This is a genomic window from Roseibium sp. HPY-6 (genome assembly GCF_040530035.1).
In the GTDB taxonomy this organism is placed as follows: Bacteria; Pseudomonadota; Alphaproteobacteria; order Rhizobiales; family Stappiaceae; genus Roseibium.
This window is the reverse complement of record NZ_JBEWCD010000001.1, coordinates 1128370-1152058: the sequence shown is the minus strand read 5'-3', so window position 1 is coordinate 1152058 and position 23689 is coordinate 1128370. Positions and strand designations below refer to the sequence as shown.

General features: G+C 56.1%; 29 protein-coding genes. 23 read left to right on the top strand and 6 right to left on the bottom strand.

Features of this window, described 5'->3' with window-relative positions:
- Positions 1-14: 14 nt before the first annotated feature.
- Both ABVF61_RS05525 and ABVF61_RS05520 read right to left on the bottom strand, forming a co-directional pair.
- Positions 15-260: a hypothetical protein gene (locus ABVF61_RS05525; protein WP_353992518.1), complete on the bottom strand. Its 246-nt coding sequence runs from the start codon at positions 258-260 to the stop codon at positions 15-17.
- A 224-nt stretch (positions 261-484) separates the two neighbouring features.
- Complete coding sequence (locus tag ABVF61_RS05520) at positions 485-1210, bottom strand: LexA family protein (protein WP_353992517.1); 726 nt, start codon at positions 1208-1210, stop codon at positions 485-487.
- 201 nt (positions 1211-1411) lie between these two features.
- On the opposite strand from ABVF61_RS05520, the gene ABVF61_RS05515 reads away from it, so the two are divergent.
- The 4 genes from ABVF61_RS05515 (at position 1412) to ABVF61_RS05500 (ending at position 3422) form a co-directional block, all read left to right on the top strand.
- Positions 1412-1732 (top strand): hypothetical protein, encoded by a 321-nt coding sequence (locus ABVF61_RS05515; RefSeq protein ID WP_353992516.1) that lies wholly within the window; start codon positions 1412-1414, stop codon positions 1730-1732.
- Positions 1732-2148, top strand: a complete 417-nt coding sequence (locus tag ABVF61_RS05510; protein WP_353992515.1) for a hypothetical protein — start codon at positions 1732-1734, stop codon at positions 2146-2148. Before ABVF61_RS05515 ends, ABVF61_RS05510 begins: the two co-directional genes overlap by 1 nt.
- A gap of 436 nt (positions 2149-2584) precedes the next feature.
- Positions 2585-2974, top strand: a complete 390-nt coding sequence (locus ABVF61_RS05505; RefSeq protein ID WP_353992514.1) for a DUF6362 family protein — start codon at positions 2585-2587, stop codon at positions 2972-2974.
- Positions 2975-3077: 103 nt separating this feature from the next.
- The gene (locus ABVF61_RS05500; protein WP_353992513.1) at positions 3078-3422 is read left to right on the top strand and encodes a hypothetical protein; all 345 of its coding nucleotides are present in this window, start codon (positions 3078-3080) and stop codon (positions 3420-3422) included.
- A gap of 97 nt (positions 3423-3519) precedes the next feature.
- Here the strand turns inward: ABVF61_RS05500 and ABVF61_RS05495 are convergent, their stop codons facing one another.
- On the bottom strand, positions 3520-4362 hold the full coding sequence (locus ABVF61_RS05495) for a LysR family transcriptional regulator (protein WP_353992512.1): 843 nt from the start codon (positions 4360-4362) through the stop codon (positions 3520-3522).
- A 117-nt stretch (positions 4363-4479) separates the two neighbouring features.
- Here ABVF61_RS05495 and ABVF61_RS05490 point away from each other — a divergent pair, with 117 nt between their 5' ends.
- The 10 genes from ABVF61_RS05490 to ABVF61_RS05445 all read left to right on the top strand — a co-directional run bounded on the left by ABVF61_RS05490 (position 4480) and on the right by ABVF61_RS05445 (position 14095).
- A complete protein-coding gene (locus ABVF61_RS05490; RefSeq protein ID WP_353992511.1) occupies positions 4480-5079 on the top strand; it encodes an amino acid synthesis family protein in 600 nt (199 codons plus the stop codon).
- Positions 5051-5830, top strand: coding sequence for an alpha/beta fold hydrolase (locus tag ABVF61_RS05485; RefSeq protein WP_353992510.1), 780 nt, complete (start codon positions 5051-5053; stop codon positions 5828-5830). The genes ABVF61_RS05490 and ABVF61_RS05485 overlap by 29 nt, the downstream gene beginning before the upstream one ends.
- Positions 5827-6750 carry a flavin reductase family protein gene (locus ABVF61_RS05480; protein ID WP_353992509.1) on the top strand — a complete coding sequence of 308 codons (924 nt, stop codon included), beginning with the start codon at positions 5827-5829 and terminating at the stop codon, positions 6748-6750. Before ABVF61_RS05485 ends, ABVF61_RS05480 begins: the two co-directional genes overlap by 4 nt.
- Before the next feature lie 2 nt (positions 6751-6752).
- Positions 6753-7787, top strand: coding sequence for an LLM class flavin-dependent oxidoreductase (locus ABVF61_RS05475; protein WP_353992508.1), 1035 nt, complete (start codon positions 6753-6755; stop codon positions 7785-7787).
- A gap of 9 nt (positions 7788-7796) precedes the next feature.
- On the top strand, positions 7797-9266 hold the full coding sequence (locus ABVF61_RS05470) for an aldehyde dehydrogenase (protein WP_353992507.1): 1470 nt from the start codon (positions 7797-7799) through the stop codon (positions 9264-9266).
- Between the two features lie 423 nt (positions 9267-9689).
- Complete coding sequence (locus ABVF61_RS05465) at positions 9690-10373, top strand: GntR family transcriptional regulator (protein WP_353992506.1); 684 nt, start codon at positions 9690-9692, stop codon at positions 10371-10373.
- A gap of 22 nt (positions 10374-10395) precedes the next feature.
- Positions 10396-11412 (top strand): ABC transporter substrate-binding protein, encoded by a 1017-nt coding sequence (locus tag ABVF61_RS05460; protein ID WP_353992505.1) that lies wholly within the window; start codon positions 10396-10398, stop codon positions 11410-11412.
- A gap of 80 nt (positions 11413-11492) precedes the next feature.
- Positions 11493-12260: an ABC transporter ATP-binding protein gene (locus ABVF61_RS05455; protein WP_353993674.1), complete on the top strand. Its 768-nt coding sequence runs from the start codon at positions 11493-11495 to the stop codon at positions 12258-12260.
- Positions 12253-13077 carry an ABC transporter permease gene (locus tag ABVF61_RS05450; RefSeq protein ID WP_353992504.1) on the top strand — a complete coding sequence of 275 codons (825 nt, stop codon included), beginning with the start codon at positions 12253-12255 and terminating at the stop codon, positions 13075-13077. Before ABVF61_RS05455 ends, ABVF61_RS05450 begins: the two co-directional genes overlap by 8 nt.
- A gap of 643 nt (positions 13078-13720) precedes the next feature.
- Complete coding sequence (locus ABVF61_RS05445; RefSeq protein ID WP_353992503.1) at positions 13721-14095, top strand: hypothetical protein; 375 nt, start codon at positions 13721-13723, stop codon at positions 14093-14095.
- A gap of 685 nt (positions 14096-14780) precedes the next feature.
- On the opposite strand, the gene ABVF61_RS05440 is transcribed toward ABVF61_RS05445, so the two are convergent.
- Entirely contained in the window at positions 14781-14987 is a 207-nt protein-coding gene (locus tag ABVF61_RS05440; RefSeq protein ID WP_353992502.1) for a hypothetical protein, read from the bottom strand.
- A 102-nt stretch (positions 14988-15089) separates the two neighbouring features.
- Between ABVF61_RS05440 and ABVF61_RS05435 the strand changes: the two genes are divergently transcribed.
- From ABVF61_RS05435 to ABVF61_RS05420, 4 genes are all read left to right on the top strand, one after another.
- Positions 15090-15599, top strand: coding sequence for a hypothetical protein (locus ABVF61_RS05435; RefSeq protein WP_353992501.1), 510 nt, complete (start codon positions 15090-15092; stop codon positions 15597-15599).
- A complete protein-coding gene (locus ABVF61_RS05430; protein WP_353992500.1) occupies positions 15580-17160 on the top strand; it encodes a hypothetical protein in 1581 nt (526 codons plus the stop codon). Before ABVF61_RS05435 ends, ABVF61_RS05430 begins: the two co-directional genes overlap by 20 nt.
- 44 nt (positions 17161-17204) lie before the next feature.
- Positions 17205-17666, top strand: coding sequence for a hypothetical protein (locus ABVF61_RS05425; RefSeq protein ID WP_353992499.1), 462 nt, complete (start codon positions 17205-17207; stop codon positions 17664-17666).
- A gap of 82 nt (positions 17667-17748) precedes the next feature.
- A complete protein-coding gene (locus ABVF61_RS05420; RefSeq protein WP_353992498.1) occupies positions 17749-18351 on the top strand; it encodes a hypothetical protein in 603 nt (200 codons plus the stop codon).
- A 12-nt stretch (positions 18352-18363) separates the two neighbouring features.
- Here ABVF61_RS05420 and ABVF61_RS05415 read toward each other — a convergent pair whose 3' ends face one another.
- Complete coding sequence (locus ABVF61_RS05415) at positions 18364-18615, bottom strand: hypothetical protein (protein ID WP_353992497.1); 252 nt, start codon at positions 18613-18615, stop codon at positions 18364-18366.
- A gap of 109 nt (positions 18616-18724) precedes the next feature.
- Between ABVF61_RS05415 and ABVF61_RS05410 the strand changes: the two genes are divergently transcribed.
- Together ABVF61_RS05410 and ABVF61_RS05405 are read left to right on the top strand one after the other, a co-directional pair.
- Entirely contained in the window at positions 18725-19942 is a 1218-nt protein-coding gene (locus ABVF61_RS05410; RefSeq protein ID WP_353992496.1) for a BCCT family transporter, read from the top strand.
- 223 nt (positions 19943-20165) lie between these two features.
- Positions 20166-20792: a LysE family translocator gene (locus ABVF61_RS05405; protein WP_353992495.1), complete on the top strand. Its 627-nt coding sequence runs from the start codon at positions 20166-20168 to the stop codon at positions 20790-20792.
- Between the two features lie 218 nt (positions 20793-21010).
- On the opposite strand, the gene ABVF61_RS05400 is transcribed toward ABVF61_RS05405, so the two are convergent.
- Positions 21011-21577, bottom strand: coding sequence for a hypothetical protein (locus ABVF61_RS05400; protein ID WP_353992494.1), 567 nt, complete (start codon positions 21575-21577; stop codon positions 21011-21013).
- A 388-nt stretch (positions 21578-21965) separates the two neighbouring features.
- Here ABVF61_RS05400 and ABVF61_RS05395 point away from each other — a divergent pair, with 388 nt between their 5' ends.
- The 3 genes from ABVF61_RS05395 to ABVF61_RS05385 all read left to right on the top strand — a co-directional run bounded on the left by ABVF61_RS05395 (position 21966) and on the right by ABVF61_RS05385 (position 23658).
- Positions 21966-22439 carry a hypothetical protein gene (locus ABVF61_RS05395; RefSeq protein WP_353992493.1) on the top strand — a complete coding sequence of 158 codons (474 nt, stop codon included), beginning with the start codon at positions 21966-21968 and terminating at the stop codon, positions 22437-22439.
- A gap of 116 nt (positions 22440-22555) precedes the next feature.
- Entirely contained in the window at positions 22556-23044 is a 489-nt protein-coding gene (locus tag ABVF61_RS05390) for a hypothetical protein (protein ID WP_353992492.1), read from the top strand.
- Between the two features lie 128 nt (positions 23045-23172).
- Complete coding sequence (locus ABVF61_RS05385; protein WP_353992491.1) at positions 23173-23658, top strand: hypothetical protein; 486 nt, start codon at positions 23173-23175, stop codon at positions 23656-23658.
- Positions 23659-23689: the final 31 nt, after the last annotated feature.

Below are 23689 nucleotides of genomic sequence, written 5' to 3'. Positions count from 1 at the left end.
CCTGACGTGCCGGTCTACGCCGCGACCCGCCGTCTGACGCCCGCGCGCTGGGCTTCGATGCGTTCAGTGCCATAGTCAGACCAATTCTCGACCGATCCCGCGATCGGGCTCCCGTTACCATCTGTCGCTTCAGCCAGCACTTCCTCGGTAATGTTGTTGCACCAGCCTTCTTCGGGATTGAACTCCAGCACCGCCCTGACATTTTCGATCTGGCCGTTGCGAATATCCTCAACGAGTTGGAGCCTTCTCATATCGGTCAAGTCGATCTCTGGCGTGTATAAGGAATTTCCAAGTTCGCAAATGATTGAGAAAAACGATGTATCGAGATTTGGTTGCATTCACAGCCTCCTTCAAGCTCAATCCAGAATATACGCAAAATACGTACAAATCAAGTTGAAAATATCCCGTTTTACGCGAATGCGTACGCTTGAGAGGGTTTCTGAGTGTTGTGAGTCTGCCGAGGAGGCGCTGGACGAACATGAGCCTAGAGCGGTTTGAAGACCATGACGATCTTGGCTTTGATCTTGACCTCAGTGTGGTCGAAGTCGCCTTCCTGGTAAACGATTGTTTCCTGAAATCTCGGGTCGTCGGATTCCGGCATCAGCTCCGACTTCCCATTGAGGCTGACGAGACGTTTGGCCGTGCGTTCAATGGTCATACCGTTGTCGCGCGAGCGCTCCACAAGGACCAGGTCGTTTTCCTTCAATTCGATTCCGGCGGCCAAATAGTCGACGCACAGGAGCAGGTCGCCATTGGCGGCAATCCTGTTGAGGGACTCGCCACGCACCTTGACCACGTATTGGGCCTGTGCGGGGAAGCGAACGTCGTATGAAATCGTTGATTCTTCAGCATTCTCTGTCTCGAACAAGGCTGCTTCCATCCAGAGTCCGGCAGCAACCTCGCCAACGACCGGAACACCGGTTTTAGGCAAAGACGTTGTTTTGCGCTGGATTTCGGCCACGGACCCGTCGGCGAGCAAAAGGATCTCATCCCGTGTTATGGCCGGGTCTCCTTTTCCCGGAAGGACGGCCAGTAACTTGCTGATGAAGTTCGCCGGCAATCCATTCTCACCGTAATCCGCGGAGAAATAGCGCTGAATGGAAGAGGCCTGGGAATAACCCATCTCTCTTGCGATCGCCCGCAAGGAGAGCCCCGATCTTTCCTTCAGCTTTTGAAGCTTGCCGTGCAGTGTCTGCGCAGGTTCGGTCATGTGTGTTGTGCCGCAATTCTTCCCAATGTGAGAAGAGTTGTATCGTATGAAAACTGCGTTGACAAGTGTACGTTATTTGCGTACGATTTTTCGTGAAGTTTGAAACCGGAAAGGACGATAGAGAGTGTTGGGTCAGGCGCAGAAACGAAGGAGTGGTCGGTGAGCGGGCTTAAGGACGAAATCGAGGCAGCAAGAGAGCGTGTGGCGCACTATCGCCTGCGCGCAGAAAGGCCGAGTGCACGCCTTGAAGATGAATACGCACTGGAAAAAGCGCGCACGCGGCTTCTGACACTGGAGTTGAGAGGATTGAAGGCGGCCCTAAAGTCCAAAGAAGCAGGCAAGAGCGTGAACTTAGATCATGTATCAGGTGCGAAGCGGAGCGGAACAGGTCACATCAGTGCCGAAGCAGGAAGACGAATGAGAACAAAGCATAAACATTTAGGTTTGAGTACGCGCGCGCAGGCTGAAGCCTCGTTCGCAGCTTTGCAGAAAGGAGCTCAAAAGCCCCAGGAGGGACGTTAATGGCGTCAGGTGCAGCCGTGGACAGAATCGCGTCAGAATTCGGCATTCACTTTGTGTCATCAGCAAAGCGTGCTGAAGGCCGCCACCAATCCAAAGCACGGAAAACCTGTCTCGCTTTGCTGAAAAAACATGGCGCAGAGCATCTGCGCCTGGTTTTCGGCCTGATCAATACACCGGCCAATCGCGGTAACTGGTCAGCGCCCGTGCTGAGTGCAGTCTCCTGGGTGATTGTGAACCAGCCGGGCACCGTTGCACGCAGGGACTTCGTAACGAGTTTCGACCGTCTCGACCTTGGCGCGCTCCATGCCCGCGCCAAGAACATCAATCCAGAAGCACTGACGATTACGTTGGCAGTCCTGCTTTCTTATGAACTCGATCAATCGGTGCAGGCTGGCATCTCGGAGGAAGCTGCCTGATGCATTTGGTTGATCTTATGGAGGCTGTTTCATCTCTTTTTTCAGTCAAGGAGTGTGCATTGAAGATGAGGAAAAAAGCTCAAACAGTGCGTTGTCTATTGGGTCCGAATGAATTGAAAGGCGAGCCTGAGGAACACGTGGGCAGGTTTACCGTCGGGGAGCTTGAGTTCGTATCAGACAACAGCGCAAACGCATGCGTTCGAGCGAAGCGCGGCGGCCAATCGGAATGGCTGGCGAGTGTCAGGCAATTCCTATCCGAAGAATGCCGACTGTTTCGATCGTTGGGAGCGGGGCTCCGACTAGTACACCTAGTCGCAAGTCGAGGCACCGACCCACTGGCGCGCGCATGGTCACTGGAATGAGGCCGTGTTCGTCAAATGATCCGGGACAGGACCCGCAACGCAATCGAAATGCAAGCCAATACGAGTAAAACTGGATGTCTCATCTCAATCGCCCGCAGTCTCCTGAAGATGTTCTGGAGCGCCTGATCGAGGCCGTGGAAGTGAATGCCGCCGTTGCAAAAGGCGATGGTCCAAGAGCGATCTTTTCCGCCTGGCCGGACTATCGGCGAAAGATCGCCGGGAGAAAACGCACCTATCCTCCTCCGCAGATTTCAAGGGCGGAAGAAGCGCTGACCTGGTTTTCGCTGATTGATGATACAGACGCCCGCCGCGCTTTGCAATTTGAGGTCATGTGCAAGGCCGGCGGTGGCAAGTTCAGCAGGATTTGCGATAAATACGGCTGGAAACGGTCAACGGTAACGAGCCGGAACAGGGCCGCGTTGAAGAGGCTGGCACTAAAACTTGAAGAAAAGGCGAGACAATAGAAAACCATAATGCCTAAAGCTTTGCTTAGGCCTGTGTTTTTGGGTGTAGAACACGTCTCTGCATGCTACTGATTGTTTTGACGATGCAGCCGGGAAAAAACAAATGCGCTTATTGCCGATCTTCACGCTTATCTTCGCAGTCCTTTTTGTTGTGCCTGCGATGTCTGCAGCAACACTCTCCCAAAAGGAGATTTCGTCAGAACTCATCGGGAAAAAGCTCACCTTCAGTGGCGCTTTTTCCGGAAAAATCACATATCGGCGAGGCGGCAAATTTATCTACACGACAGGAAACAGCAAACAGCTGAGCGGGACCTGGCATTTCAAAGGCAACAAGATCTGCACCAAATTTGACAACAACTTCCGCGGTGGCCGCACGAGTTGCTTTTCGTTCGAAAGGACGGGAAAACGCACTTATGTAACCAGTCTCGGCTACCAGGTGCGGCGATAGATCCTGATACGTTATTAGACTTGAAATCTACGTGCTGCAAAACGCGCATCGTTTGCGCGTTGGAGTTGGCTAGCGACTTAATTTCACCGGTGATGGATCATTGGGTGATTTTCAGGATCCAATACCGGAATGCCAGAGCAGCTTGAGTTTTAGATTTGACGGACAGGAAGTAACTTTCGTTGGCCGCGATTGAAACACCGCTCGCCTGTTCTATCAGTCCCTGCTGCCTTGGGTGTGCGGCAAGCAGTTCATGCACCAGACAGACGCCATTGCCGTGTACAGCGAGCTGAAGTGCGGATCCGTAAGAATCCACAAACAGGGCCGGTGCTGATAGTGCTCTGCCCGCGACCTGTGACCATGACTTCCATCCGTCGGACGTTCCGACGGCCTCGATGAGGGGAAGGTTTTCAAGATCGCCTTTCAGGCCGGGTGATTTCAGCGCGATCAATCGGTCCGAGCCAAGGAGTTCAGCGTCTGAGGCGGCTTGTTTTTTGGATCCGAAGCGGATTTCAACATCAGCTGCGATCCGGGTGAATTCGTCCGGCCAGACCGCGCCGATCAACCGGAGCACGACATCTGGATGCCTTTCGGTGAATTCTGGAAGTCTTGGAGCGATGACCCAATGAATGACGCTGATCGAGGCGGACACCGTCAATAGATCAGAAGACTGGCCGGTGTCGAAAGCAGCGGTGGCTCCGGTTAAGGTGGTCAGCGCGGCATCGACCTGAGGCAGCAGCCTGCGGCCGTGATCGGTCAGTGCAAGCCCGCGTGCCTTGCGCTCGAACAGGGGCACACCGAGCCTCACTTCGAGCGACTTGATCTGCTGACTGACGGCTGATTGGGTCATGCCGATTTCGTCTGCTGCCGCTGTGAAACTCAAGGTCCTTGCCGCTGATTCAAAAGCGCGAAACCAGTTCAATGGCGGCAGTGCCGGTGCCATGATCAAGTTACCTATTAGTTTGACTAATGCCTGAGACTGAAAATCATTCGTTTGTCCGGAAAGTCAAGGCGTTCGATAGTGATTGCGGCGATCAAGGCGATGCAAGGGAGGACGGTCGTGGAGCCTGACATCAGGAAAATCGTGACCTATGACGAGGAGGTGCTGATTGAAGGCTTCCGCAAGGCAGAGACGCCCTGGCGCATGTTTGCAGTTGCCGCCGTTGTCCGAAACCCTTGGGCAGGGCGCTTTGTCGACGATCTCAGCCCGGAAATCAGGTCCTACGGGCCAAGGCTCGGCCGTCTTATGACCGACCGGATGATCAAACTGGCCGGAAGCGGGGCCGCCATCGAAGCCTATGGCAAGGCGGCGGCGGTCGGTCTGGATGGCGAGGTGGAACACGCATCGGGCCTGATCCACACGCTGCGGCTTGGGAATTACTACCGGCAGGCGGTCGAAGCGAAATCCTATCTGGCCTTCACGAACACGCGCGGTCCTGCCAATGCCCCGATCATGGTGCCGCTGATGGACAAGAATGATGCCGGGCGGCGATCGCATTATCTAACAATCCAGTTTGCAATTCCCGACGCACCCCGCGCCGACGAGATTGTCGTCGTTCTTGGCGGAGCAACCTCCGGCCGTCCATTCCATCGGATTGGCGACAGGTATCAGGATCTTGAAGAGATGGGCCATGACGTGGACAACCCGGCAGCGGTCTGAAGCGGGAGCGCTTGCCTATGTCTCGGCGGGAAGGGGACCGCGCCTACTCCTGATCCACGGAGTGGGGCTTCGGGCGGAGGCCTGGAACGCGCAAATTGCGGCCTTGTCGGACTGCTTCGAAATTCTTGCTCCGGACCTGCCGGGGCATGGAGGCAGCGCGGCACTTTCAGGCGCGCCGCGCTTGCAGGACTATAGCGAGCGGATCGCGCGACTGCTCGACCGTCCGGCCATTGTTGTCGGGCACTCGATGGGGGCGATGATCGCTCTGGATCTGGCGTCCCGCTATCAAGATCAGGTTCGAGGTGTTGGCGCACTGAACGCCATCTTCAGGCGGAGTCCGGCAGCTCGAAACGCCGTCCGAGAACGCGCTGCAGAACTCGACGGCATGACAGCTGTGGATCCATCGGCAGCAATAGCCCGTTGGTTTGGAACGGAGCCAAGCCCGGAGCGTCTGGCCTGTCATGATTGGCTTAGCGGTGTGGATCCGGCCGGTTATCGAACGGCCTATTCCGTCTTTGCAAATGAAGACGGACCGAACGACGCGGATTTGATGGCTCTAACCTGTCCCGCGCTTTTCATGACCGGTGGCCTTGAGCCGAACTCCACACCAGCCATGAGCCGCGCGATGGCCGATCTTGCACCCGACGGCATGGTGAAAGTTGTCGAAGAGGCTGCGCATATGATGCCGATGACACATCCCACGGCGGTGAACCGCGCCTTGCTGGATTTTGCTGAAGGATGCCAACCATGAACGCACTCGATCCGCGCGAATTGCGGGATGCCTTCGGGCGGTTCATGACCGGCGTCACCGTTGTGACGAGCCTTGATCGTGAAGGGCGTCCGGTCGGATTTACCGCGAACTCGTTTTCGTCCGTTTCCCTGAACCCGCCGATATTGCTGGTGTGTCCCGGAAAGTTCCTTTCGAGCTTTCAAGTGTTTTCTTGCTGCGAACGCTTTGCCGTGAGTGTCTTGAGCGAGGGGCAGGAGGAGGTCGCGAATATTTTTGCGGGCTACAAGGGCGACCGGTTTGCGCGGGTGGCACATACGATCAATAAGCACGGGGTCCCGGTTGTCGACGGTGCGATAGCAGCGTTTTCCTGCAAGACGCATCAGGTTGTGCCGGCAGGTGATCATGTGGTGCTTATGGGCGAGGTTACCGAGTTTTCGCAAGGCGAGGGGCGGGGTCTTGGTAACGCGGGCGGGCAGTTCTTCAGCCTGGGCCTGGAGCACCAGGCACGCGATCCAAGCGCCAGAAAGAATATCTGCGGAGCGATTGTCGAGACCGAAGACGGCATTTTGCTCAAGGCGACGCCTGAGGGGTACAGATTGCCCGAATGTGTCGCACCCGACCGCACGTCTTTACGAGAATGTTTAAGGCAAGAGCTTCTCGGCCTGGGAATTGGGGCAGAGCTTGGCCCTGTTTTTTCTGTTTTCGACCATCAGGCACAGGAAACCCATTTTGCCTACCTGCTGGCCAAAGCCGAAAGCGTTGATGCGGCCTGCGGATTTGAAAGCATCGCGTTTTCCGAGATTGCGGGGCTCACATTTAGCTCGGCGACAACTGCGCGAATGCTGGAGCGGTTTGCCGAAGAAGTGCGAACACGCAATTTCAGTCTTTATCTCGGTGATGCTGTCTCAGGCGAGACGCACCAGATCCAGGAAAGGGCCTGATCATGGAGTTTTCCCTTTTTGCGCATATGGAGCGGCTGTCGCGTGACGAAACTCACGCCAAGCTGTACGAGGACTTTCTGTCGCTGTGCAAAATGGCCGATGAGGGTGGGATGCGGGCGATCTGGACGGGTGAACATCACGGTATGGAGTTTACCATTGCGCCCAACCCGTTCCTGTCTCTGGTCGATCTCGCGCACCATACCAAGAATGTCAGGCTGGGAACCGGCACGATTGTCGCTCCGTTCTGGCACCCGATCAAACTGGCAGGTGAGGCGGCAGCCGCAGACCTGATGACGGGGGGGCGGATCGAGCTCGGGATCGCGCGAGGCGCATATTCTTATGAATACGAACGCATGATGCCCGGCATGGATGCCTGGGAGGCGGGGCAAAGGATGCGTGAAACGACGCCTCTCCTGAGAAAACTCTGGGATGGCGATCATGCGCATGACGGCGAGTTCTTCAATTTTCCCGCAAGTACCTCGTCACCGAAACCTCTGCAGGAAAACGGGCCTCCAATCTGGATCGCAGCACGCGATCCGAACAGCCACGAATTCGGTGTGCACAACGGCTTCAACATCCAGGTAACGCCTCTCTGGCAGGGCAACGAGGAGGTGGAAATATTGATGGGACGGTTCAACGATGCCTGTGCGACCTTCGATGGACCGAGACCCAAGATCATGCTTTTGCACCATACCTATGTTGGGTCCGATAGCGACGATATATGTCGTGCAACGCGGGAACTTTCCCGGTTTTATTGCTATTTCGGTGCCTGGTTCCAGAACAAGCGTTTGGTCTCCCAAGGCTTGATCGAGGAACTGACGGAAGACGAAATAGCAGCCAACCAGATGATGGCACCTGAAAACCTTGGACGTGACCTGACGATCGGAACGGCGGGTGAAGTGATCGACCGGATCAAGGGTTACGAGGATCTCGGGTATGATGAATTTTCGTTCTGGATCGACAGTGGCATGAGCGCGGAGCGCAAGCGAGCGTCGCTCAGCCGTTTCATCGACGATGTGATGCCGGCTTTCAGCTGAGGGAACAGGATGCAGCACTATCAGCTTTTCATCGACGGTGCGTGGACCGAGGGATATGCAGGCCAGGTCATGTCCTCGCAAAACCCGGCCTCGGGCGAGGACTGGGCGACGTTCGCCTGCGCTTCGCAGGAAGACGTTGATCGGGCGGTTGCGGCGGCGCGGCGCGCTTTGTCGGAGCCTGCCTGGCGGGACATGACCCAAACGGCGCGCGGCAAACTGCTCTATCGGTTGGCGGAGCTGATCGAGAAACATGCGGCGCATATCGGCGAGGTCGAGACGACTGACAGCGGGAAGCTGCTTGCTGAAACCGCCAGCCAAACAAAATATGTCGGCGACTATTACCGCTACTATGCGGGTCTTGCGGACAAGATCGAGGGCCAGGTTCTTCCCATCGACAAGCCGGATATGCATGTCTTTACACAGCGTGTTCCGATCGGGGTGGTTGCCGCCATTGTGCCCTGGAATGCGCAGATGTTTCTGACGGCAACCAAACTCGGTCCTGCGCTTGCCGCCGGGTGCAGTGTGGTGCTGAAGGCATCGGAGATCGCGCCGGCGCCGATGCTGGAATTTGCGCGGCTGATCGAGGAAGCGGGGTTTCCGGCAGGTGTCGTTTCGGTGATCACGGGAGATTCCGAGAACTGTGCCATTCCGCTGACCCGGCACAAGGATGTCGACCGGATCGCATTTACCGGAGGACCTGAGACCGCGCGGCATGTAGTGCGCAACTCAGCGGAAAACTTTGCGGTGACAACGCTCGAGCTTGGCGGCAAGTCTCCGATCATCGTGTTTGAAGACGCGGATCTGGAGGGGGCTGCCAACGGCCTGGTCGCCGGAAACTTCGGGGCTTCCGGGCAGAGCTGCGTTGCGGGAACGCGTGGATTGGTACAGCGCCCGATTTTTGAGGAACTGGCCGCCCGCATTGCCGAGAAATCAGAGGGGATCGTGGTTGGAGACCCGCTTGAGGCCTCGACGCATGTCGGCCCGCTTTGTACCTCGGCGCAGGTCGACAAGATCAGGACGACACTGGAGAGCGCCAGGTTGCAAGGCGCAAGAATAAGGTTCGGCGGCGCGCCGCTTGACCGCCCGGGCAACTATATGGCGCCGACGCTTGTGGAATGCGCGAGGCCGGAGACAGCAACGCTGCATGTCGAGATGTTCGGCCCAGTGATGTCTCTTTTGCCTTTCGATACCGAAGAGGAGGCCATCGCGCTCGCCAACGACACGCCTTACGGTCTCGGGTCCGGTGTCTTCACGCAGAACGTTGCGCGGGCTCACCGCGTGTCGTCGCGGCTGCAGGCCGGGATCTGCTGGGTCAACACCTACCGGGCTGTTTCGCCAATCGCACCGTTCGGCGGTTTCAATCAGTCGGGATATGGCCGGGAGGCAGGGCTTGAGGCAATCCTCGATTACACACGCACGAAAACGACCTGGATCAACATGTCTGAAGCACCCATGAGCAACCCGTTCGTCATGCGCTGACACAGGTTAGCTGCTCTTCGGTTTGGAGTGTGTGATCGCGCGTATGTCATAGAGAATAAGATATAACTTCGCCGAGTGTCCTGTCTGGGACTGACCTGCTTGCCAGGTTTGTCATCCAGGTCTGCCGCCTGAGAGATGAGACCCGAAACACGTATTCCGCTTGTCCGAAAATTAAGAGACGATCAGACAAGAGTTTACTGGGTTCCGGCCTTTCGCTGCGCTTCAGCCGGAATGACAAGTTTCGATTGAGCGGGGGATGGCCTCATGAAACGTATTGTCGATCAGTCAGCCGCAGAACGTGTTCCATCCTGTCGAAACCTTAATTTGCGTTGATATTGACGACAGTGTCATGTGCTGTTGGACTTGACATGGCTTTGTCGATTATCGGAAAAATATCCAACTTTTTGGGTTTTAAGGCACGGAATGCTTTTTGGTGGACGCAGCGGTGATGACGAGACGGTGGTGGCCATGCTCGCCTCGGCGATCCGCCGCGACATCTCGTTTGGCGTGCTGCCACCCGACGAAAAACTGAAGATCGAAGCGCTCCGCCAGGCTTATGGCGGGTCCAACCACTCCATGCGCGAGACCTTGCGAATGCTGGCTGCCGAAGGTCTGGTCGAGGCGACCAGCCAGCGTGGCTTCCGGGTCATGTCTGCGACCCAGGAAGACCTGGAAGACATCCTGCTGATGCGGCTCCAGGCAGAGCAACTGGGCCTTAAGCGGGCGATGGCGCGCGGCGATGTCGCCTGGGAATCCAGGGTCGTTGCGGCCTTTCATGCGCTCTGCCGTGCGGAAGCTGCCGTTGTCGCCGGACCGGACGATGTCACGGCGCTGGAGTGGGACGAAGCCTGCCGGGGGGCATCGGAGGCGATGCTGTCAGCCTGCGGTTCGAAACGGCTTATTCAGATGGCCGGAAAATTCTACAATCAGTCGCGACGGTTTCGCCTTGCGCTCTTGCGCGAGGGCCGAATTGATTTTCGCGCTCGAACGGAGCGGCTTGGGAAGCTTCAAAAAGCTGTGCTTGGCCGTGACGAAAAAGAAGCGCTTGCGCTGTTGGACGACGACATTCGCGCCGATCTTGGCGCTGGAGACAGACAACATGATTGAAATAAAACGGGAGGACAAACAGATGAAATTCAACAGACGCCAAACCCTCGGCCTGATGGGGGCAGCCGCCGCGACAACGCTGGCGGCACCCGCTATTGCGCAAAACAAGAAGATTGTGGTGGGCGCACTTCGCTTCACCTCGCATTCCGGAAGCTTCATTGCGCTGGAGCGCGGCTATTTCAATGATGCCGGCCTTGATGTCGAGCTAAAGTTTTTCCAGGCGGCGCAGCCGATGGCGGTGGCAATTGCCTCTGGCGATGTCGACTACGCAGTGACGGCTGTTTCCGGTGGCCTGATTTCGCTCGCCGACAAGGGTGCAATCAAGGTCATCGGTGGTGCGCTCAGCGAAGAAAAGGGCATTGACGGCCAGAAGATCCTTGCTTCAGATGCTGCCTTCAAGGCCGGTTTGACATCCCCGGCGCAACTCAGCGGAAAGACTTTCGGTATGTCGACCGCCGGGTCATCCTTCCACTACATGGGCTCGAAGGTTGCCCAGGCTGAGGGCGTCGAGATGTCCTTCAAGCCGCTGCAGAAGGTTGGCGCGATCATCGGCGCGCTCAAGTCAGGACAGATCGATGCCTGGTCGATCGTCCCGCACATTGCCAAGCCGCTGGCCGGCTCCGGAGCCGTTCACATTATTGGCGACATTTCCGATTACCTTCCAGGATACCAGGTGACCACGGTGTTCACATCGGCCAAGAATGCCGCCGACGAGCGCGACCAGACCAAGGACTTCCTGACCGGGTTCGGCAAAGGCGTTAGCGATTACAATTCAACCATGATCGGCAAGGCAGGCGGCGACGACGGCGTCAACGAGATGGTCGATCTGATCCACAAATACGTCTACACCGACCGCCCGCGTGAAAAGGCAGCGCCTTCGATCATCAATGGAACGATGCGGATCAACGAAGGCTCGAAGCTGAATATCGCGTCCTTACGCGACCAGTTGGAGTGGTTTCAGTCCGAAGATCTTGTCGGCAAAGACATCACACTCGATACGCTTGTCGACGGCAGCTACGTGGAGACCTACGAGGGCTAAATTCCGAGACGGAGCGGCGGTCCGAGGCAGTGGCCGCCGCAGCGTTTTTATCCGGCTCCATCAGGCGGTTACATATGGGCATGGACATCAGGCTGGATGGCATCTGCCATTTTTACGGCGATACCGAAGTGCTGCGCGACATCTCTCTGGAGATCCCGACAGGTCAAATCGTGTGCCTCGTCGGTCCTTCGGGGTGCGGGAAGTCGACGCTCTTGCGTCTGATTGGCGGCCTTGAACGACCGGGCAGCGGGCGTGTCCTGCAACTCGGGGCTCCGCCGAGTGACAGTCTTAATCCGCTGACATTCGTCTTCCAGGATTTTGCGCTGCTGCCGTGGCGCACGGTAAAGGGTAACATCTCGCTTGTGCTTGAAGATCACGGCATTCGCGGCAAGCGCTCCAAGGTGATCATCGATGATGTGCTGACCCGCACGAAACTGGCCGACTTTGCCGACGCACTGCCGAAGCAGCTCTCCGGTGGCATGAAACAACGGGTGGCGATCGCCCGCGCGCTTGCCGTCAATCCGGCCGTCATGCTGATGGATGAACCGCTTTCCGCGCTTGATGCCCAGACCCGCGAATTGCTGATGGATGATCTGGTCGCCCTCTGGACGCGGCAGCCCTTTACCGCCGTCTATGTGACGCACAACCTGGCCGAAGCCGTGCGGCTTGGGCACACGATCGTGGTGCTGTCGCGCCGCCCGGGACGTATCCGGGAGATCGTCAGCATCGATACACCGATCGGCGAGCGCCGGGCTGGCGATCCGGTCTGCCAACGCAAACACGATCTTCTTTGGGAGCTCATGCGCGAGGAAGCACGTGCGGCTGACGAGGAGCTGATCGATGGCTGATACGGGCGCTGGAAACAAACGCAATGGCGAAGGGCCGATCGAAGTCCGGTTTCGCGGTGGCGGCTTTGCGCCAAGATCCTTGCGCTGGGTCGGTGTGGTGGTGTTCGTCGTCCTGATCGCTCTGGTTCAATGGGGGACGGAGAGCGGTTGGATTTCTGCCCTGACGCTGCCCAAACCGAGTGATGTGCTGGCGACATTCGTTCAGCTTTGGGAAAGCGGCCTCCTCTTCAAGCATCTGCAACCTTCCTTGACCCGTCTGGTGATCGGAGCGGCGCTTGGGGCAAGTGCAGGGATCGGAATAGGTGTGCTGATAGGTTTGTTTTCTTACGTCAGGGCAGGACTTGTGCCACTGGTCGCAGCTATTTTTCCGATCCCCAAGATCGCGCTTCTCCCGCTATTCGTGATCTGGTTCGGGATCGACGAGGGCTCCAAATATGCGCTGATCGCCTTCGGTACGTTCACTCCGACCGTCGTTGCAACCTATGGCGCGGTGGACAATGTCGACCGTTCGCTGATCCGCATGGGACAGAGCTTCGGGCTTTCCTGGTTCTCGATCGTGCGCAAGATCGTGTTGCCCGGCGCGATGCCGGGTATCCTCTCGGGACTGCGCATAAGCCTCGCGATTGCGATTATTCTTCTCGTTGCCGCGGAAATGCTGGGCGCGGAGTACGGCATCGGCGCCTATATTCTGGAAGCAGGGTCGCTATACGATCTGGAGCGTTTGTTTGCAGGTGTGGTGATCCTGTCTTTGCTGGGAGTTCTTGTCAGCGCCCTGATCGGCCTCCTGGAAAAACGGCTGCTTGGCTGGAGAGTTTGAAAAAAAAACACCTTCTGCGCGCTTAACGCAATAGATGAGCTAATGTCCTGTTTCGAAATTGCTTTTCCGGCTGTTTGGTCTGAAAGCACACTTAAGACAACACCTTGAGATGGACGCTTCGTCAAAACGGGACTAGAACAAGCGTCATAACGGTACTTTGGAAAAGTGCGCTCTTGCTCAGACGATCTGTCTGCACCTCATATGATCCGCACGCCATGCACCAATACGCGGGTTCATTTGAAACCAGGTCCACCGCGAACTTTTCATCATTCGTTGTGCTTGGCATTAGGCTTTCTGACAGGCAAATCTCAGACCCTAAAGACTGTGTGCATGTTTAACATTGATGTGTGTGTCATAGGTCGAAGGGACGTAAAATGTGTTCCTGTTCTGGTGTAAGCACACGCACTTGGGTGTTTGCGGACTGGAACTATTTTGGGCTGGAATTCACCAGAACGGGTTGTTTGGACAAAGCCAGCCAGCAGTGGGCTTTCAATTCGTTCTCTGGCACAATCCTGTTTAAGTGGCACGTGTGGCCTTGCTACGCCTGATTGAACGGGCGCTTGACAATCGGAACATATAGTGAACATTATGGTTGTGAAAACTGGTTTTGCCTACCATATCTTCGTCTCGAGGAGATAAGTGATTGTTTTTGGAATTCTTGGTGTCAGCAATCCCTTTGGCAGTTCGGTTGTATCTCAATATTTTCGTCTATTGGAAAGATAAAAAGACAGTCTTAAATCTTATTTCGTTTTTGGCGATTTGTTCTTCTTCAATTTATTTTTTTGGTGCGCCGTTTGCTTCTTTTACTTTTCCTGAATATTTACCCGAAAGAACAGAAACTCATTTTCTTTTTTTACTTACAATTTTTGTATTGGATGCGGTGACAAGTATTTTCCAATCGATAAGGGTTTTTGTTGTTAAGTTCGGCGTTCGGATCCGAATATACAGATGCGCGTCAACGGCGATGCTTGCTTTAGTATTTATGTACGGTGTTGCCATTGTCTTTGCTGATCTTTGATTAATTGTGAAACGAAAAGACTGATAGTACAGATTGGCTTATCAAGTTTTGTTTGATTTTATGGTTGCATTGCTTCTTACCCTGGCAACCCGAGAACTCAAAAAAGGTCAAGCCGTTCCGCATGAGTTCCCACGGGCAAGATCCCGGGTCCGCGGCCTGAACCGAAACCGGATCAGACAAAAGACAACCTTACACCTGCCACGGGGCATCAAGGGCGGCCAGTATCGCCGGAAACGCTCTTTAATGAGCGGGATTTGACCGTGCCCTCTCGAAAACCGGGACCCATTACCGGTACCCTTTAGTCAGGCGGTGAACTCGCCAACCACCGTTTATCACAACCGGTAAATTCAGAGTGCCTAGCGTTCGTTTGCAGGCTCTGTCAGTTCTTCGGGCAGGCCCGAACGCTCGGCGTTTAGGTGGAGTTTCTGGTGAGTGTCCAGCGACAGCTTTGAACTGTCAGACCGGGCAGGTTCGGGACCTGATCGGAGACCCAGATGCTGTCGGCGGCGAAATTGAACGGTGTTTCCGCCGTTGATGTCGGAGCCATCCGGGCGAGCTTATCAGACGGAAAACTGGCGCTGCATGATTTGAAATAGGCACTGACAACCGAGCCGTCTGCGCTTGTCGTCGCCTTGCCGCTGTAAAGCGTGTATTCGTTGCCGAGTTCAGCCGTGTCGACATTTTTTTAGTCGACGCGCAGGTTCTTGCCATCCTGAACAATCAGCAATTCGATGTTCCAGCCCCGGCTTGAGGCCTTGCCGGCGGTCGTGCTGTTGCAGGCAACGACGCCCTTGTAGGTTCCGGTGAGGGAAAACGCCTCGGCTGGCAGGATTGCGCATGTCATCGTCAATAAGCCGAGGCCGGACACGTAGAGGCGTGTGAGCATGTTCATGGTCGGTGGCCCTCATGACAGCCGCGGCGGAATGCGAGCCGCACTCTTGGAGCTCCCACAGGCGGCAAGTTCTTCAAAATCCGATCATCACAGGAGGATGCCATGCGCACCGAGAAAGAAAAATCAGCAAAGCCCGAGACAGAAGCGTCGAGCGAGGCAGCTCCTCCATTGAAATGGCAGACGTCAGCTTTGCGGCGTCTGGCGTGCGATGCCTTTTGTGCACACATTGGCGCAGGCTTTTCGGTCGAGAGTTTTCCGGACGCGGACCGCAAGACGATCCGCTACTACGCCGAACAGTTTCCTGAAGATTTTCCGCGCGAAAAACTGGAAGAGGCGACACGGCGGGGTTTGCTGGAGTGGGAAAAGATCGGCAAGGAAGGCGTGCGCGGAGACCTTGCCAAGTTCAACGCCAGTGCCTGGGCTTTCAATATGAAAAACCGGGCGGGCTGGCGCGACCGGACCGAGGTCGACACCTGGAACGTGCTGGCAAGTCCGGAAGAGGCCGCGCGGCTTGAACAGTTGAAGCCGCGCAGCACGGCGGAAATCGCACTCGGCGTATTAGCACTCCTGACGCGTGAGGACAGCAAGGGACATGACGACAGCTCTTCATAAGCTCATCGACCACATCGACGATCTTGAGCCGCCCGACAGGGTGTTACTGCAAAGGCAATTGGATGAAGCTGGTGTTTTGAGGCAGTTCGAGGTGTGGCAACCTCAACCGGGTCCGCAGACCGAAGGGTATTTTTCCGAAGCTGACCTGACGCTTTACGGAGGGGCGGCAGGCGGGGGCAAGACGGATCTGATTGCCGGGCTCGCGCTGTTTGCCCACCATAAGACAGCGATCTTCCGGCAGTCGCTGAAATCGCTCAAGGGCCTGATTGAGCGCATGAACAGCCTGATGCGCGAAGCGGGTCTCGGCAAGGTGAGCGGGACACCGCCGCGGTGGGTCGGGCCAGACGAGCGCATGATCGAGTTCGGGCATCTGGGACTGCCGGGTTCTGAAGAAGACTGGCAGGGGCGGGACCATGATCTGAAGGCGTTTGACGAGGGCGCTCAGATGGATCCGCGCAAGATCCTGTTTGTGCTCGGCTGGCTGAGGACGACCCGGACAGGCCAGCGCTGCCGCGGATTGATCGCGACCAACCCGCCGCTCGGCGGGCAAGGCGATTTCCTGATCGAGTGGTTCGCGCCGTGGCTTGACCCGCTCCATCCGAAATATGGCACTGTTCAGCCGGGCGAACTGCTGTGGGCTGTTTTCATCGATGACGGCGATACGGTGCGCACGGTCTGGGTGGACGGCCCGGAGCCAGTGGCGGTGGACGGCGAACTCAGAACACCGAAGAGCCGGACCTTTATTCCGGCCAAGCGGCAGGACAATCGCTTTCTCGGCGCGGCCTATGACGCACAGCTCGACCAGATGCCGGAACCGATGCGCACAGCGCTCAGGACAGGAGACTTTCAGTCCGCGCGCCAGGATCATGACTGGCAGGTGATCCCCTCGGAATGGCTGGAACTTGCCTTCCAGCGCTATGATGCGGGTGTTGATGCGGACACACCCATGGATGTTCTGGCGGTCGATGTCGCCCAGGGCGGCAAAGACAAGACCGTGCTGCAGCCGCTTCATGGACGGCGCTTTGAAGAGAGCATTATCCGGAAAGGCACAGACACGCGGGATGGCGCTGATGTCGGGGCTCTGATCGTTCGCGAACGGCGCGACAATGCGCTGATCGTGGTCGACTGTACCGGCGGCTGGGGCGGCGATACGGTCGGATTTCTAACTCGGGAAAACAGTCTACCGGTCGAAAAATGCGTGTTTTCAGCGCAATCAGGTGAATACGCAAAAGACAGTCGGATCCCGTTCTATAACCTGCGCGCTCAACTCTACTGGCGCTTGCGAGAGGCACTGCACCCCAAGAGCGGGCTGGGCCTTGCGATCAGGCGGTCTTCGACCGTGAAAGCACAGTTGACGGCCCATCGCTGGAAGCTGAAGGGTGGCCGGATCCTCATCGAAAGCAAGGAAGAGATCAAGGACCGTCTCGGATCGTCTCCAGACGAGGCGGACGCAATTGTCGAGGCACTTGGATGGAAAGACAAAGCGGACCTCAAAAAGGTTCTAAGGAAAGAACAGCGGACGGAAAGTGCGCCTCTGTCCGACCCGCTCGACGGCTTCTGATCAAGGACCTAACCATCCGCGATGCGAGCTTTATTGCCGCCTATATGCGCGATGAAGACCGCCGCGAGATTGCCTGCCTCTGGAAAGACTGGGATACGCGCGCGCTTGGCGTTTGCGCGCTTGAGACGGCTGTTACCGGTATGGTCTGGTCGGTCTGGTATGACGGGCAGCCGGCAGCCGCCTACGGTTTCAGCCACGCATCAGCCTTCGACCCGGATCATTGGCAGGCCTGGGCTTTCGGAACGGACCGGTTCAAGCGCTGCGTGCCGCTTATCACCCGGCATCTGTCGAGCATACGGCCGATTATTGAGCGGGACTGCCGGCGGCTGCAGGTGATCAGCTTCCGCGAACACGACATTGCGCATGGCTGGATTGAGGCACTTGGCGGTGAACGGGAAGGGCTGCTGCGCGCCTATGGCAGGAATGGCGAGGATTTTTTTGTCTATGGATGGGTGCGCAAAAACGTCTCTTGCGGCATTTCAAGAGACCATGGTCACAATGCTTGAGAAGCGAGAACGTCGAGACTAGAGTACGCTCTCATTAATATTTTTACGCGCGTTTTCAAAATTTGCACCCTGGAGTTCCAAAGTGTCATTACCAATCGGCGACATCATGCCGACCATTTCGGGCAATGTGACCCAGCTGAAGGCAGTGATCCTGGCAGATTTTCGCCAGACGGAGATTAATATTGGCTATCACGCAGGAAGACTGTCGCAAGGCTACACGCTCTTGCTCCTGAAAAGAATGCCGCAGCCGGATGATTTCGAACTGCACGGGACGACCCTGCGATCCGGCGGCAGGTTCGGTCTGCCGGGTGAAACACAGGCCCAGGAGGATCTTCGGGGCTCTGTGCATGGCTCCATCCTGCAAGAACGTGGCGCGCATGGATACCGGAACATGCAAGAGGCCGGGCTGAGACATGTTGCGTTAAACGGCCCGGACCGGCTGGTGAAAATATTGCCGACAACGCGTCACGACGGCGGGATGAGTGCAGCGGCGCAGTACCCGATGGGAGGCGGGTTTTTGCAATGGGATCTCAAGAAGCCGGGCCTTCCGTTTCTTTGTGCGGCCGAATTCAGGAGCGACGGAACCGTCAAGACGAAAGATCAGGTATACCGGATCAACTCCGGCGACTTTCTGACCGACTATCCTGAACGGGAAAAGCTGCAGCGGTTTCTGCAGCAGGCGTGAAACCTGAGGAATTCACCCGCTCACGAACCGACGCTTCCATGCCTTGTAACTTTCACCACCCGCGAGGCGAGTGGGCCTTGTCTGTTCGCGATTGTGCGGCAGGTGCCTGCGGTCCCGGGGCACACCAAGCGGAAGCGACGGCGTGATTTTCATATCCGGAAGCGCGTAGCCATCGATTGCCGAAAGCCCCATATCCGCTTTGCCGGCTTGGTAGCGCTTACATGTCTGATTGCACACAATCGTGTGCGCGATCAGAACAGACATTGAAGATGATGCCTTGTACATCATGTCTAATTTTTGCACAGTTGCGCGAGTTGAATTCAAAAAAACGCAAGCGCATCAACGCACTTGGAGAGCTCGTTGGGGGGGCATGATGGACGCAATTCTCACAATCATCATTTCATTCGGTATTCTGTTAGCGCTTGGGCTGGTGGTGTTTTGCGTTTTCAAGTGGTGGGACATGCCGGTCATTGGCGTCACGCCGGTTCCGCTCTTCACCTTCATTGCCATCCTGTTCACATCCGGACTGGATGTCGGCTTGATCATGTTCCCGCTGGGAGAGTTCCCGACCTATGCCAACACGGCGGAGAACCCCGAGTACGGGTTCACCAATCCGCTGGCAATCGAGTTCGGGTTCTGGGGGTTCCTGATCTGGGGATTCTACTTCCTGACAAGCTTCTATTTCTGTGCGATTGAACCGCGCGTGAAGTTTTTCGAGATACCGTTCGTTCGCGTCCTCAACAATGTCGTCATTATTGGAACCTGCGCGTTCACCGCGAGCCTGTTTCTTGTCTATCTGCCGTTTTACATCCCTGAAATCGGCGATGGCGAGACGGTGGTTTTCACCTTCTACGTCATCGTGTTCTGCGTGATCCTGGCAGCTGCCTATTCGAGCACGGACATCAAATTCGTCCGGATCCTGAGCGTCGGCTCAACGTTCCTGTTCATCGGGCTGATCGCCCTGATGTGGGCGATCGGAGACCTGGGCCTGTTCGGTCTGGCCGGAACGCTGGCGAATATCGGCGGCTATTTCACGAACCTCCACAAGTTCGTCATTCCGCTGAATGCCTATCACGAGTTCTACCTGTTCTGGTGGTTCGCATGGTCGATCATGATCGGACAGTTCACCTCGCGTTTTGTCGGTGGCCTTAAAACGCAGCATCTTCTGCTGGCGCTCCTGGTCATACCGTCGATCCCATTGGCGATCTGGTTCTCGGTCCTTTATCACTACTACTCGAACGAGATCAGCACTGCGGGGCTGCTCAACGTTGCGATGGTGGTCGTTGGCGTGACCTTCGTGATCAACTCCCTGGACAGTCTGATCCGGCTCTATTCAGATAACCTGAACATCACCACACAGCGGTTCGGCAAGCTTTGGTACATTGTCGGCAATGTTGCCGTGCTGTTCGGGCTTACGCTGCTGTTCAAGAGCCAATGGCTGCAGATCCAGTGGATCGGCGCTGTTGTGGTCGCGATCTATCTCGCCTGCGTCATCTACATTCTGTTCAAACACCGCGATGGCGTCATGACGATCACAACGTCACCACCTGAAAACGAGTTGGATTTCGAGAAGATCAAGGTCTCGCACTAAACACGGCGTAGCGGCGTTGCTGTTTTGAAAGCGTCGACCGGACGCAGTCGATTGTTGATTTCTTGCCAGACGGCGGGCAGGTTGGGTTGCTCCTGACTGCGCGGGTGCGAGGATGAGGCAAGTGGCCCTGTGTCCAGGCTCTCTCGCTCTTTTGCCGTGCGGGCTATTCCCCGCTCGGCAATCGCCAGAGACGCAATGACATCAAACCGTACGGAATGTGATCATGATCGATACAGCCACCCTGATTGCCTATGTCACCATTGTTCTGGGGTTTGTGTTCATTCCCGGACCGGCGACGCTTTTGACTGTGGCGCGGGCGACGAGTTCGGGAACCAGGGTGGGCATTGCGACCGGGGCGGGGATTGCCGCCGGGGACGTGGTGCACACGTTCATGGCGATTATCGGCGTTTCGGCGATTATCGCGACATCGGCCGTGCTGTTCAGTCTCATCAAATATGCAGGCGCAGCCTATCTGATCTATCTCGGGATCGTCGCCATCCTCGACAAGACGCCGCTGGATCTTGCCCGCGGCAGCGCGCCGATAACAGCGAAGAAAGCCTTCAGCCAGGCCATTATCGCGGAAGTTCTCAATCCGAAGACGGCGCTCTTTTTCCTTGCCTTCCTGCCGCAGTTCGTCAAGCCGGAAAACGGCTCGGTAATGCTGCAGCTGACGGTACTGGGCGCGATTTTCGTGCTGCTGGGGCTCTTGAGTACGGTGGTGTTTGCGGTCGGTGCCGGCAGTCTTGGCGGTTTTCTGCGCCGTCATCCGGCGGTGGTGAGATGGCAGGGGAAGGTTGTCGGAACCATTTATTGCGCACTCGGCGCGCGGCTGGCCCTGCAGGAGCGGTGAAGCTGTCATTCTGCTGTCGCCGGACGCCTTTCGCGAGGCTGTGAGCGCTGACGATGCACAGTGGCGGCGTGCGAAGGGATGGGCGCTATATGGCGCGGTGATCGCGCTCAGTTACTATCGTGGCGGGAAAAATGAACCGCTCTGCCGGCAATGCCGTCAAACGCTGAAGCGGTTGGGGCTTGTGCGGGCAGGCGGTTGATCCCACTGGATCACGCAGCTCAATAGGTGTCGGTCGCCGTGTCGAGCAGGATGTAGATCCCTGCAAGGATCATCACATAAGGCGAGAGCTTTTCGAAGAAGGCCTGGACCTTTCTGTTCTGACCCAGGCTCCTGGCAAGCAGTGTTCCGGCAATCACAAGACCCGTGATGGCAATCAGCGCCCCGAGCAGAACGTGCCGGTCCAGAAGCTCGGCCGTGTCGGCGAAGAAGGCGGCCATCATGATGAATGTGTCGGCGCTGAGGGCCAGGAATATCACTGCGGCGCTGACCAGCGAATGGGCGGGTTTCGATGTGTCCGCTGAAACGCCGGACCGGGCCCGGTTCTTCCAGATTTCCCAGATGCCGAGCCCAAGCGGGATCACCCCGAGATAGCCAAGCGCATGGGGCGTCAGAACCGTGACGCCGACACCTGTGACGTAAGCCCCTGTGACCACGATCGCCTGAGCAACAAGAAAACCGGACAGTGCCTGCCGGTACCGGCCGGACGTCGCGATCGCGAAGTAGGCAAAGAGGCCGTCGATATTGGTGAGCGCATAGGCGAGCGCGATGGAAAGAACGAAAATCATTGATGTTTGCTGTAGGGGGAGCAACGCGGAAAGACAATCGCAATTCGGTTCCAAGCTCACAGAATTCGGGTAACTTTCGAGACTGGTATGAACATGCGCAAAAAATGTGCCCGGGGCGCTCAATGGAAATAGTCTGCAAGCTCCTGATTTTACTTATTCTTTTTGAAGTGTCTGTCTGAAATGGTGTTTCAGACATCTTCGTCCGATGGACGCTTCGTCAAAACGGGGCTAAAACAGGCCTCATCACGGTACATTGGGAAAGTGCGGCCAGGGTTGCACGACACAGGAGAGCAGCATTTTCCGAGCTGCGCGAGTGACTGCGCGCGCGCTGGTTGCAATTCAGAACACTTCGTGAACATATTGCGGCGGCAAAACAGGAATGGTTCTGATGGCAGATTTTGAAGATATCACCGGTTGGCGGGAGGAGTTGGAGGCGTTTGAGGAAAGCGAAGAAGGCAAAGCCTACTTCTGGCAACATCTGAACGACAGCGAAATCAGACTTCCGTTCGATGTCATTTTGGAGCTTGCCGGATTGATGCTGAAGCACGACGATATTCGAGACGCAGTCAGACGGAGAATGGAGTTTCGGGCTTTTCTGGAGACCCGCCCGGATTTGACCGAGAACGATGACGAATACTGGGAAAAGAACCCGCTGGATGCGTCTTATACTCTTGAAGAATTTATAGCCTGGTTTGGGTCGAAGACGCGGGTTCCTTTTCGAGGTTTTCCGCTTTCCAAGGGCAAGGAACTGGCAATCGCCGTTGTCGCGGGCAATTTGGCATCACTCGATTATGCGGAGGCCAGGGCTTTCGCGGAGAAAACGTTCGCGCCATGGTTCATCTACCCAGAGGATGGTGAATGACACAGAAGGTGACCATCCGCGCCGCCGCCAAGATCGACATCATTGATCAAACCTGGCGCGCTTGATGTTCAGAACAATTCATGAACATTTTTGCTTAGGATATTCGGAAGAGAGCAATGGCAGATTTTGAAGATATCACCGGTTGGCGGGAAGAGCTGAGAGACCACTTCGAAGAATTCGGGCAGGAAGGGATCGACTATCTCTACCGGAACAGCATTGAGATTATAGAGCAGGAGGTCTCTATCTCGCAAGTTCAGGACTATGCAGACCTGCTGATGAAGCACAAAGAAACCCGGGATGCGCTTTTAGTTTTCGCCGAGTGGCAAAAAGTGAAGCTTGCCCATCCAGGAGGCATCGTCGAACCGGGCGATCCAGCCTATAAGGATCGTCCCAAGGAGATCATTTATCTGCTTGCCGATTTTTATGAGTGGTATTGCATGAAAACCGACTTCCCATGCTTAAAAAACAGGGTCAGCAGATGGGGCAAGAAGCTTGCGATTGGTGTTCTTCAGGGAGAAATTGCTTCGACAAGATCCAAGGAGTTTGCTGACCAATACAAGGAAACAGTCGAGTTCGATGCTTCATTTTCGGAGAAGCACCGATGATGAAAGACAGAGTAATCGCACTGGATCACGCCAAGCTTGGAGCGCTTCTAGATTTCATGTGGTGTATCGAGAGTTGAAGTTCAGAACAATTCATGAACATTTTTGCTTAGGGTATTCGGAAGAGAGCAATGGCAGATTTTGAAGATATCACCGGTTGGCGGGAAGAGTTGGGAGACTACTTCGAAGAATTCGGACAGGAAGGGATCGACTATCTCTACCGGAACAGCATTGAGATTATGGAGCAGGAAGTCTCACTCACGCAAGTTCAGGACTACGCAGACCTGCTGATGAAGCACAAAGAAACCCGGGATGCGCTTTTAGTCGTGGCCGAGTGGAAAAAAGTGAAGCTTGCCCATGGCGGAATCGTCAAGGAGGACGATCCTGCGTATGAGGATAGTCCCAAGCAGACCTATCAACTGCTTTCCGATTTTTTTGAATGGTATTGCATGAAGACCGACTTCCCGGTGAGGAAGCATCAGGTCAACTGGTGGGGTGAAAATCTTGCCATTGGCGTCCTGACCGGAGAATTCACCTCAACCAAATCAGAGGAATTTGCCGACTTTGTGAAGGATAGGAACGCGGAAAAGGCAGCCCTGGCGGAGAAATACAGATGACCAAGCCGATCGTTGTCGCACTGGATCATGC

Excerpts from the sequence above, each read along its gene's own strand:
- ABVF61_RS05505 (WP_353992514.1), top strand. The coding sequence starts at position 2,585 with ATGTCTCATCTCAATCGCCCGCAGTCTCCTGAAGATGTTCTGGAGCGC.
- ABVF61_RS05470 (WP_353992507.1), top strand. The coding sequence starts at position 7,797 with ATGCAGCACTATCAGCTTTTCATCGACGGTGCGTGGACCGAGGGATAT.
- ABVF61_RS05385 (WP_353992491.1), top strand. The coding sequence starts at position 23,173 with ATGGCAGATTTTGAAGATATCACCGGTTGGCGGGAAGAGTTGGGAGAC.
- ABVF61_RS05440 (WP_353992502.1), bottom strand. The coding sequence starts at position 14,987 with ATGAACATGCTCACACGCCTCTACGTGTCCGGCCTCGGCTTATTGACG.
- ABVF61_RS05465 (WP_353992506.1), top strand. The coding sequence starts at position 9,690 with ATGCTTTTTGGTGGACGCAGCGGTGATGACGAGACGGTGGTGGCCATG.
- ABVF61_RS05405 (WP_353992495.1), top strand. The coding sequence starts at position 20,166 with ATGATCGATACAGCCACCCTGATTGCCTATGTCACCATTGTTCTGGGG.
- ABVF61_RS05485 (WP_353992510.1), top strand. The coding sequence starts at position 5,051 with ATGACGTGGACAACCCGGCAGCGGTCTGAAGCGGGAGCGCTTGCCTAT.
- ABVF61_RS05475 (WP_353992508.1), top strand. The coding sequence starts at position 6,753 with ATGGAGTTTTCCCTTTTTGCGCATATGGAGCGGCTGTCGCGTGACGAA.
- ABVF61_RS05510 (WP_353992515.1), top strand. The coding sequence starts at position 1,732 with ATGGCGTCAGGTGCAGCCGTGGACAGAATCGCGTCAGAATTCGGCATT.
- ABVF61_RS05460 (WP_353992505.1), top strand. The coding sequence starts at position 10,396 with ATGAAATTCAACAGACGCCAAACCCTCGGCCTGATGGGGGCAGCCGCC.
- ABVF61_RS05415 (WP_353992497.1), bottom strand. The coding sequence starts at position 18,615 with ATGTCTGTTCTGATCGCGCACACGATTGTGTGCAATCAGACATGTAAG.
- ABVF61_RS05495 (WP_353992512.1), bottom strand. The coding sequence starts at position 4,362 with ATGGCACCGGCACTGCCGCCATTGAACTGGTTTCGCGCTTTTGAATCA.
- ABVF61_RS05395 (WP_353992493.1), top strand. The coding sequence starts at position 21,966 with ATGGCAGATTTTGAAGATATCACCGGTTGGCGGGAGGAGTTGGAGGCG.
- ABVF61_RS05410 (WP_353992496.1), top strand. The coding sequence starts at position 18,725 with ATGGACGCAATTCTCACAATCATCATTTCATTCGGTATTCTGTTAGCG.
- ABVF61_RS05450 (WP_353992504.1), top strand. The coding sequence starts at position 12,253 with ATGGCTGATACGGGCGCTGGAAACAAACGCAATGGCGAAGGGCCGATC.
- ABVF61_RS05430 (WP_353992500.1), top strand. The coding sequence starts at position 15,580 with ATGACGACAGCTCTTCATAAGCTCATCGACCACATCGACGATCTTGAG.
- ABVF61_RS05455 (WP_353993674.1), top strand. The coding sequence starts at position 11,493 with ATGGACATCAGGCTGGATGGCATCTGCCATTTTTACGGCGATACCGAA.
- ABVF61_RS05390 (WP_353992492.1), top strand. The coding sequence starts at position 22,556 with ATGGCAGATTTTGAAGATATCACCGGTTGGCGGGAAGAGCTGAGAGAC.
- ABVF61_RS05425 (WP_353992499.1), top strand. The coding sequence starts at position 17,205 with ATGCGCGATGAAGACCGCCGCGAGATTGCCTGCCTCTGGAAAGACTGG.
- ABVF61_RS05500 (WP_353992513.1), top strand. The coding sequence starts at position 3,078 with ATGCGCTTATTGCCGATCTTCACGCTTATCTTCGCAGTCCTTTTTGTT.
- ABVF61_RS05400 (WP_353992494.1), bottom strand. The coding sequence starts at position 21,577 with ATGATTTTCGTTCTTTCCATCGCGCTCGCCTATGCGCTCACCAATATC.
- ABVF61_RS05480 (WP_353992509.1), top strand. The coding sequence starts at position 5,827 with ATGAACGCACTCGATCCGCGCGAATTGCGGGATGCCTTCGGGCGGTTC.
- ABVF61_RS05435 (WP_353992501.1), top strand. The coding sequence starts at position 15,090 with ATGCGCACCGAGAAAGAAAAATCAGCAAAGCCCGAGACAGAAGCGTCG.
- ABVF61_RS05520 (WP_353992517.1), bottom strand. The coding sequence starts at position 1,210 with ATGACCGAACCTGCGCAGACACTGCACGGCAAGCTTCAAAAGCTGAAG.